This window comes from Mesorhizobium sp. P3_A8 (assembly GCF_056402995.1).
Genome location: NZ_JBFUGI010000006.1, coordinates 396,368 through 405,283 on the forward strand (window position 1 = coordinate 396,368; position 8,916 = coordinate 405,283).

The 8,916-nt window shown below is 61.3% G+C and carries 12 protein-coding genes; 7 read left to right on the forward strand and 5 right to left on the reverse strand.

The annotated features are described in order from the left end of the window. Positions 1-43 precede the first annotated feature (43 nt). Positions 44-256: a helix-turn-helix domain-containing protein gene (locus AC1DX4_RS17340; RefSeq protein ID WP_056568371.1), complete on the reverse strand. Its 213-nt coding sequence runs from the start codon at positions 254-256 to the stop codon at positions 44-46. A gap of 13 nt (positions 257-269) precedes the next feature. Continuing rightward, positions 270-848, reverse strand: a complete 579-nt coding sequence (locus AC1DX4_RS17345) for a DUF2975 domain-containing protein (RefSeq protein WP_477221449.1) — start codon at positions 846-848, stop codon at positions 270-272. Between the two features lie 97 nt (positions 849-945). Here AC1DX4_RS17345 and AC1DX4_RS17350 point away from each other — a divergent pair, with 97 nt between their 5' ends. From AC1DX4_RS17350 to AC1DX4_RS17360, 3 genes are all read left to right on the forward strand, one after another. Next, positions 946-1,341 carry a chlorophyllide reductase gene (locus tag AC1DX4_RS17350; RefSeq protein ID WP_477221450.1) on the forward strand — a complete coding sequence of 132 codons (396 nt, stop codon included), beginning with the start codon at positions 946-948 and terminating at the stop codon, positions 1,339-1,341. 222 nt (positions 1,342-1,563) lie between these two features. Continuing rightward, positions 1,564-2,229, forward strand: a complete 666-nt coding sequence (locus AC1DX4_RS17355) for an O-methyltransferase (protein ID WP_477221451.1) — start codon at positions 1,564-1,566, stop codon at positions 2,227-2,229. A 33-nt stretch (positions 2,230-2,262) separates the two neighbouring features. Then, a complete protein-coding gene (locus AC1DX4_RS17360) occupies positions 2,263-2,634 on the forward strand; it encodes a hypothetical protein (RefSeq protein WP_477221452.1) in 372 nt (123 codons plus the stop codon). Positions 2,635-2,646: 12 nt separating this feature from the next. Here the strand turns inward: AC1DX4_RS17360 and AC1DX4_RS17365 are convergent, their stop codons facing one another. From AC1DX4_RS17365 to AC1DX4_RS17375, 3 genes are all read right to left on the reverse strand, one after another. Then, a complete protein-coding gene (locus AC1DX4_RS17365; protein ID WP_477221473.1) occupies positions 2,647-3,570 on the reverse strand; it encodes a Gfo/Idh/MocA family protein in 924 nt (307 codons plus the stop codon). 106 nt (positions 3,571-3,676) lie between these two features. Further along, entirely contained in the window at positions 3,677-4,783 is a 1,107-nt protein-coding gene (locus tag AC1DX4_RS17370) for a PLP-dependent cysteine synthase family protein (RefSeq protein ID WP_477221453.1), read from the reverse strand. A 16-nt stretch (positions 4,784-4,799) separates the two neighbouring features. After that, on the reverse strand, positions 4,800-5,081 hold the full coding sequence (locus AC1DX4_RS17375; protein WP_027044972.1) for a hypothetical protein: 282 nt from the start codon (positions 5,079-5,081) through the stop codon (positions 4,800-4,802). 483 nt (positions 5,082-5,564) lie between these two features. Between AC1DX4_RS17375 and rpsL the strand changes: the two genes are divergently transcribed. The 4 genes from rpsL to AC1DX4_RS17395 all read left to right on the forward strand — a co-directional run. Then, positions 5,565-5,936, forward strand: coding sequence for a 30S ribosomal protein S12 (gene rpsL, locus AC1DX4_RS17380; RefSeq protein ID WP_006333356.1), 372 nt, complete (start codon positions 5,565-5,567; stop codon positions 5,934-5,936). A gap of 60 nt (positions 5,937-5,996) precedes the next feature. Continuing rightward, positions 5,997-6,467 (forward strand): 30S ribosomal protein S7, encoded by a 471-nt coding sequence (gene rpsG, locus AC1DX4_RS17385; RefSeq protein WP_008875664.1) that lies wholly within the window; start codon positions 5,997-5,999, stop codon positions 6,465-6,467. Between the two features lie 29 nt (positions 6,468-6,496). Then, the gene (gene fusA, locus AC1DX4_RS17390; protein WP_477221454.1) at positions 6,497-8,587 is read left to right on the forward strand and encodes an elongation factor G; all 2,091 of its coding nucleotides are present in this window, start codon (positions 6,497-6,499) and stop codon (positions 8,585-8,587) included. Positions 8,588-8,653: 66 nt separating this feature from the next. Beyond that, positions 8,654-8,916: GTP-binding protein (locus tag AC1DX4_RS17395; RefSeq protein WP_477221455.1), on the forward strand; the 263-nt coding region annotated here is incomplete at its 3' end.

Consider the following 8,916-nt stretch of genomic DNA (forward strand, 5'->3'; position numbering starts at 1 on the left):
GCAACAGGGCCGTCGGGGCAACCCGGCGGCCTTTTTGTTTGTGCTATTCGGACGGCTTCTCGAAGCGAAGCAAATCCCCTGGCTCGCAATCGAGGTATTCGCAGATGCGCTCCAGCGTGTCGAACCGGATGCCTTTGACCTTTCCCTGTTTCAGAAGGGAAAGGTTGGCTTCGGTGATGCCGACATGTTCGGCCAGGTCCTTCGACTTCACGTTTCGTTCGGCGAGGACGACATTGAGCCTGACCCTTATGGGCATAAGCCGATCCTCCTCATATGAACTGCGCATTTTCGTCGGCGAGCGCGGATGCCTCTGATATGACCCAGGTGATCACGGCAATGATGCCCGCGGTCAGCAAGGTCAGCAGCGTGTCGCTGTCGAGACCGAGCGTCAGCCGGTGCTGGCCGGCAGGCGCGTCCAAACTCAAGAGAACGGACAATGCGGCCCCCGAAACTGGCTTCAGCACTGCCGATGCCAACAGCCCGAGGCCAAAATACCGCAAATTCCTGATGGCGTTCTGACCGAAGAAGTCTCCGGTCGCAAAAGCTTGGAAGGCGCGTCGGGCTGCCATCAGCGCGAAAACGAGACAGGCGAGCGGCGCAAACGAGATCGCGAACCCGGCCAGTCTCCGACCGAGGCCCATGCCGTTCAGCCATTCCTGAGGAATATTGGCATCCATGGCGATCGAAGCGGTGGGAGTGGCGAGCCAGTAAATCAGCACAGCAATCGTCAGCGCTGCCGCCAGCACAACAAAACACCTTGCCAGCACCAGGCTGAAAAGCCGGATGCGTCTCAACCTTGTCTGGCGCGTTGGGTCCAGGGTTGGAGCCGTAATGACGGGTTCAATCATTGTGATCTCGCTTGGTGAAAAGAAATTATCGTTTTACAATAATAAGATTATGCATAACGATGTCAGATGTCAATGTTCGACTCAACAGGAGCTACCAATGCCTTCCTTCAAACGCGAGATTACCCTTGCCGCCATCGGGTTCATGACGGCGCTCGTGATGCCCTTTGCAGCCCACGCCCTGCCATCGACGGCGACTGGTCGGATATCGGTGGCGCAGGTGATGGAGATGATCGAAAAGGCCGGGACGAGTCCAGTCGCCAGGCAAACGCTTGTCGCCTATGTCGCCGGGGTTGGCGAAGGTGCCGGCGTCATCGTCGACACGATCGGCAATGGCGCCCGTTCGTGCAAGAAGTCTTTCAGCCTGGATACTGGGACCATACGCGCCGCCCTCGAAGCCGGTGCGCCCCGTCACGACAGCTGGTCGCAAACGCCGGCGACGCCACTGATCGTTGCCGACATGGTCAAGCGCGCTGGCTGCCGCACCACGGATTGATCGAAGCGAGCCGCCGGGCCCGGATCGCGATCGACAGCGCTTCAATCACGGAAGCCGTCGGGGCAACCCGGCGGCTTTTTCATTTACGACGACCTGTCTCGGTTGGTACGAACGTCCTGAACGAACTTGAATTCGGACAGCCGACGACATCACGTGTTTCCTTGCCGCAACCCTTAAGCGGCCCGGTTTCGTAATTTGGCTCTTGATGGATCGGAAAAGACGATGAGCAAGAAGACCTGGGCTGCTGTCGACGACTACATCGTTGATGCCCTGTTCGAGGCAGATCCCGCCCTCGATGCCGTTCTGGCGGCCAACCGTGATCAAGGTTTGCCACCGATCGACGTCTCGCCGGCGCAGGGCAAGCTGCTTTCACTTCTGGCGCGCATTCAGGGAGCGAAGAAGGTTCTCGAAGTCGGCACGCTGGGCGGCTACTCCACGATCTGGATGGCGCGCGCCTTGCCTGCGAACGGCAAGATCGTGACGCTTGAACTCGACCCGCATCACGCCAGCGTCGCGCAGTCGAATTTCGAACGGGCAGGCGTGTCGGAACGCGTGGACCTGCGAATCGGACCGGCCCTTCAGTCGCTTGCCGCGCTAAGCGCTGAGAACGCCGGGCCGTTCGATCTCATCTTCATCGACGCCGACAAGCCGAACAACCCGAACTATCTGTCATGGGCGATGCGGCTGTCGCGGCCGGGGACTGTGATCATCTGCGACAACGTCATCCGCGACGGCGCAGTGCTCGATGAGGGCGGCCATGACGCCAATGTCGTGGGCGCTCGGGCGGCGTTCTCGTTCATCGGCGGCGACAAGCGCCTGGACGGCACCGCCATCCAGACAGTCGGCGCCAAGGGTTATGATGGCTTTGCGATTGCGATCGTCGACTGAAAACGCAAGCCGGATCTGAAAGGTATTGGACAGATGAAGGAGACAGCTCTCTGGGACCTGATCAACGAGCGCCGGGAGCGCATGAGCTTTGCGCAGCGAAGGCTCTGGGACACGATCAGCATTGATCCGGAACAATGGATTCACCGGACCTCGGCTGGCGCGGATCTTCACATTTGGGTTGTAGCGCTGATCGGCCGAACTGTGATCTCATACAACGACCTTGAGCACGGTTTCGACCGCTCAAATTTCGCTAGGTATGGCGAGATCACGCAGCTTGGCTGGGGGCAATCCGATCTTGAGATCGCCGTCCAAGAAGTGCTGAACGAGCTGGAATTCGGACGTCGCACCGCACCAAGCGTCTCCGAACCTAAGCCAGGAACATATCCCGGCCAAGGTTCACGATAGCAACGCCTCGGTTCAATCGAAGAATGCCTCGACCACGTTGCGCTTGCCGAGCATGAAGGCATCGGCGACATGCTGGAGCGGCGCCAGATCGACGTCGGACACGCCGGCGCGCACGATCTCGGCGAAGCGGCGGTAGAGCTGGGGATATTCGGCTTCGGGCTCGTCGTGAACCACCTTGCCGTCGACGGCGAGCTTGGTGCCGCCGCCGGAAAGCACCATCTTGCCCTGGTCCGTGTCGGCCAGGATGTCCCAGCTTTGCGGGCCGGTTTGCAGCCAGTCGAGGTCCATCGTCACCGGCAATCCATCGGAAGTGCGAAAGGTGACTTGGGCCGCGACCGGAGCGGCGCGGTTTTCCGGAAAATCGAGCGCCGCCGAAGTGATGAACATTGCCGGCAGGATGTGGGTTGCGATCGACAGCGCGTTGATGCCGGGATCGAAGACGCCAAAACCGCCGGGCGCCCAGATCCAGTCCTGGTTGGGGTGCCAGCGACGGACGTCTTCTTTCCAGTTGATGGCGGCCGACTTGACCTTGGCCGAAGCCAGGAAGGCGCGCGCGGCTTCCACCGCCGGCGCGTAGCGCGAATGCCAGCTGGCGAACAGCGAGACGCCATTGGCCGCCGCGAGTCGCTTCAGGTCCTCGACCTCGCTGACCGTGGCGCCGGGCGGCTTCTCCAGGAAGACGTGCTTTTTCGCGATCAGCGCCGTGCGCGCCGCATCGTAGCGGAACTGCGGCGGCATGCAGAGCGACACGGCCTCGAGCTCGGGCACGGCGTCGAGCATGGCTTCGATATCAGGGAAATTCGGAATGTTGTCGACCTTGCCGTGCCGACTGGCGGCGGCGATGAGGCGATAGCTCTGGTCTTTCGCCAGGGCCGGCAGGTGCTGGTCGCGGACGATCTTGCCGACGCCGACGATGCCAATCTTGATGGGGCCTATCTTGATGGGCTCGGACACGGCCGCTCCGTCTGTTTGATGATGGTGAGCGTTTCTAGCAGAACACTTGCCCCGGGCAAGCCGAAGCCGCCAAGTGGGAGTAGAAAGCTCAGCCCCAGCTTTCCTCGAACTGCAGCGCCAGTTTTCCGCCCGCCAGAAAGGCTTCGATCGCAGGTTCGAAGGGCGAGGGGTCGAGGCCGTTGGCGGCCAGCCACTCGTCGGAATAATAGGTGTTGGCATAGCGGTCGCCGGAATCGCAGATCAGCGTCACCAGCGAACCGGTCTTGCCATGCTCGATCATGCGCGCGGCCTGAAAGCACATGGCGATGAAGTTGGTGCCGGTCGAGCCGCCGACGCGGCGGCCGAGTCGGCGCGACAACACCCGCATCGCCGCCAGCGACACCGCATCCGGTATCCTCAGCATGTGATCGATCACGCCGGGCACGAAGGATGGTTCCATGCGCGGCCGGCCGATGCCCTCGATCCGCGACGGCTGCTCGCAGCGGCAATCGCGATCATGCGTGGCAAAGCCATCGAAGAAAGCCGAGCGCTCGACATCCGCCACCGACAGCCGGGTCGCATGCCGCTTGTAGCGCAGGTAGCGGCCGATCGTGGCCGTGGTGCCGCCAGTGCCGGCACTCATCACGATCCAGCTTGGGATCGGGTGCCGCTCCTCGCGCATCTGTCCGAAGATGGAATCGGCGATGTTGTTGTTGCCGCGCCAGTCGGTGGCCCGTTCGGCGTGGGTGAACTGATCGACGAAATGACCGCCGAGTCGCTCCGTGAGTTCGGCCGACTCGGCATAGATGCGCCTGCCGTCATCGATGAAATGGCAGTTGCCGCCATAGTGTTCGATCGCGGCGATCTTCTCGCGCGATGTCGAACGCGGCATCACCGCATAGAACGGTACGCCGATCATACGGGCGAAATAGGCTTCCGACACCGCCGTCGAACCGGATGACGCCTCGATCACCGGCGAGCCTTCGCGGATGAGGCCATTGCACAGCCCATAGAGAAACAGTGAACGCGCCAGCCGGTGCTTCAGGCTGCCGGTCGGATGGGTGGATTCGTCCTTGAGATAGAAGTCGATGCCGGCCAGCGCCGGCAGGTCGAGTTTCCAGAGGTGGGTGTCGGCCGAACGGTGCTGGTCGGCCTCGATCGCGGCGACCGACCGGTCGGCCCAGGCCCGGGATGCAGGTTCCTTCGATCCAGCCATCATCTATGCCCTGGGTTCAGATCGGCACGTCGAAGGTGACGATCGACACTTCGCCTTCGAGCGCACCCTGGAAAGCGGAGAGATGCGGCTCCTCGTCGGGTATACCGTCCATGTCGCCGATCTGGTCGAGCTCAGCCTCGGCGTAACCTTCCGCCGCAAGCGATTCGAGGGCGCGGCGCACCGCCGAATCGTCGTCGGGCGCAACCAGCATGACATGCACGCCCTCCACTTTGCCGCCCTTCCTCTTCCATACCCGGCCGGTGATGATGGTGACCGGGCGCTCCTCATTGTCGTTCACGGGCTGATTCCTGTTTTTTGCCAAAGATACTGGGTGGGCGAGGGGATTTGGGCTGCTCATGCCGACTTTTCGCATGAAGCATGGCTTTGCAACAGTCGAACGCGGGTCACTTTCTTCCTCGCGCTTGCAAAACGGCGAAAGAAAATTACATGCGGTTTTCGCATAGCTGCCAAGCCCCGGCTTCGATGCAATATTTGCCACACCGGGGTTGACGGTTCGCGGGCTTACGAGTAGAAGCCGGCCAGTCAGAACCGATGTGAGGCTCTCCCTTCCGAAGCGACACGCTTTGGAGTTTGCCTCAAACAGGGTTCGTTTTACGAGCGAAAAGACATTTCCGGCGTGCACGAAGCGGCTTCCGCTTCCTCTGCCATTTGTTCGGGCAAGACCGCGAGGCGCGGTTTATGGCCCGAATTTGCGTATGGAAATGACGCTTTGAGCGGCCCTGACCGGGCGAGACACGGAATTGAGAGACAAGAGGGTTTAATGCCTACCGTCAACCAGCTGATCCGCAAGCCGCGCATTGCGCCGGTGAAGCGCAACAAGGTCCCGGCCATGCAGCAGAACCCGCAGAAGCGGGGCGTCTGCACGCGCGTCTATACAACGACGCCGAAGAAGCCGAACTCGGCGCTGCGCAAGGTGGCCAAGATCCGCCTGACCAATGGTTTTGAAGTGATCGGGTACATCCCCGGCGAAGGTCACAACCTTCAGGAACACTCCGTGGTGATGATCCGCGGCGGCCGCGTCAAGGATCTTCCGGGCGTTCGCTACCACATCATCCGCGGCGTGCTCGACACGCAGGGCGTGAAGAACCGCAAGCAGCGCCGTTCGAAGTACGGCGCCAAGCGTCCGAAGTAAGATTTTCCGGCCCTGGCGCTGCTTGAATGCGTCGGGCTATGAGATTGAGAGACAAAAGCCATGTCGCGTCGTCACAGTGCAGAAAAGCGTGAGATCAATCCGGACCCGAAGTTCGGTGATCTGATTGTCACCAAGTTCATGAACGCCGTCATGTATGACGGCAAGAAGTCGGTCGCCGAGACCATCGTCTACGGTGCGCTCGACCAGGTTCAGTCGAAGACCAAGCAGGAGCCGGTCACCGTCTTCCATCAGGCGCTCGACAATGTCGCGCCGCATGTGGAAGTCCGGTCGCGTCGCGTCGGCGGCGCCACCTACCAGGTTCCGGTCGACGTGCGCCCCGAGCGCCGTCAGGCGCTGGCCATTCGCTGGCTGATCGCTGCCGCCCGCAACCGTAACGAGACGACGATGGTCGACCGCCTGTCGGGCGAGTTGATGGACGCGGCCAACAACCGCGGCACCGCCGTCAAGAAGCGTGAAGACACCCACAAGATGGCTGAAGCCAACCGCGCTTTCGCGCACTACCGCTGGTAAAGCGCGAACGAGACTGAGAGGCAGCTACGATGGCCCGCGAATACAAAATCGAAGACTACCGCAATTTCGGTATCATGGCGCATATTGACGCCGGCAAGACGACGACCACCGAGCGCGTCCTCTATTACACGGGCAAGTCGCACAAGATCGGCGAAGTGCACGACGGCGCTGCCACCATGGATTGGATGGAGCAGGAGCAGGAGCGCGGCATCACCATTACGTCCGCCGCGACCACGACCTTCTGGAAGGGTCGTAGCGGCAAGATGTACCGCTTCAACATCATCGACACCCCCGGACACGTCGACTTCACCATCGAAGTCGAGCGTTCGCTGCGCGTTCTCGACGGCGCCATCGCGCTGCTCGATGCCAATGCCGGTGTCGAGCCGCAGACGGAAACCGTCTGGCGCCAGGCCGACAAGTATCGCGTTCCGCGCATGATCTTCTGCAACAAGATGGACAAGATCGGCGCCGACTTCTACCGCTCGGTCGAGATGATCGGCTCGCGCCTCGGTGCGCATGCCGTCGTCATGCAGCTGCCGATCGGCGCCGAGACCGAGTTCAAGGGCGTTGTCGACCTCGTCGAGATGAACGCACTGGTCTGGCGCGACGAGACGCTGGGCGCTGCCTGGGACGTCGTCGAGATCCCGGCCGACCTTCAGGCTCGTGCGGAAGAATACCGCGAGAAGATGATCGAAGCCGCTGTCGAAATGGACGAGACGGCGCTTGAGAACTACCTCGAAGGCAAGATGCCGTCGAATGACGAGATCCGCGCGCTGATCCGTAAGGGCACCATCGCGGTCAAGTTCTACCCGATGTTCTGCGGCTCGGCCTTCAAGAACAAGGGCGTGCAGCCGCTGCTCGACGCCGTCGTCGAATATCTGCCTTCGCCGGCCGATGTTCCCGCCATCAAGGGTGTCGATGCCAAGACCGACGCCGATATCGAGCGTCATGCGGATGATAACGAGCCGCTGTCGATGCTCGCCTTCAAGATCATGAACGACCCGTTCGTCGGTTCGCTCACCTTTGCCCGCATCTATTCGGGCAAGTTGACCAAGGGCATCTCGGTCGACAACACCGTCAAGGGCAAGAAAGAGCGCATCGGCCGCATGCTGCAGATGCATGCGAACTCGCGCGCCGACGTCGAAGAGGCTTTTGCCGGCGACATCGTTGCTCTGGCCGGTCTCAAGGACACGACCACGGGCGATACGCTCAGCGATCCGCTGCACCCGGTCATCCTGGAGCGCATGGAATTCCCGGATCCGGTCATCCAGATCGCCATCGAGCCGAAGACCAAGAACGACCAGGAAAAGATGGGCCTCGCCCTTCACCGCCTGGCTGCCGAGGATCCGTCCTTCCGCGTCAAGACCGATGAGGAATCCGGCCAGACCATCATTTCCGGTATGGGCGAGCTCCACCTCGACATCATCGTCGACCGCATGCGTCGCGAGTTCAAGGTCGAGGCCAATGTCGGCGCTCCGCAGGTTGCCTATCGCGAGACGATCACCCGCAGGCACGAGCAGGACTACACGCACAAGAAGCAGACCGGCGGTACCGGTCAGTTCGCTCGCGTCAAGATCGTGTTCGAGCCGAATCCGGAAAGCAGCGAATTCGTATTCGAAACCAAGATCGTCGGCGGCGCCGTGCCGAAGGAATACATCCCGGGCGTCGAAAAGGGCATCAACAGCGTCATGACCTCGGGTCCGTTCGCGGGCTTCCCGATGATCGGCGTCAAGGCAACCTTGATCGACGGCGCTTATCACGACGTGGACTCCAGCGTTCTGGCCTTCGAAATCGCCGGCCGCGCCTGCTTCCGTGAGGCCGCACCCAAGCTTGGCGTGCAGCTGCTCGAGCCGATCATGAAGGTCGAAGTCGTGACACCGGAAGACTACGTCGGCAGCGTCATCGGTGACCTGAACGGTCGTCGTGGCCAGATCCAGGGCCAGGAAGCGCGCGGCGTGGCCGTCGTCATCAACGCGATGGTGCCGCTCGCCAACATGTTCAAGTACGTCGACAACCTGCGCTCGATGAGCCAGGGCCGCGCGGCCTACACGATGCAGTTCGATCATTACGAGCCTGTGCCGACCGCGGTCGCCCAGGAAGTTCAGAAGAAATACGCGTAACCTGAACGGGTTGCAGCAGTAACTTAATTCAAGGCCCGCACGGGCGAGCAGGATTGGAGACATCACATGGCAAAAGGTAAATTCGAGCGTAACAAGCCTCATGTGAACATCGGCACGATTGGTCACGTTGACCATGGCAAGACGTCGCTGACGGCGGCGATCACGAAGTATTTTGGCGAGTACAAGCGCTACGACCAGATCGATGCGGCGCCGGAAGAGAAGGCACGCGGCATCACCATCTCGACGGCTCACGTCGAATACGAGACGGCTGCCCGCCACTACGCCCACGTCGACTGCCCCGGCCACGCCGACTATGTGAAGAACATGAT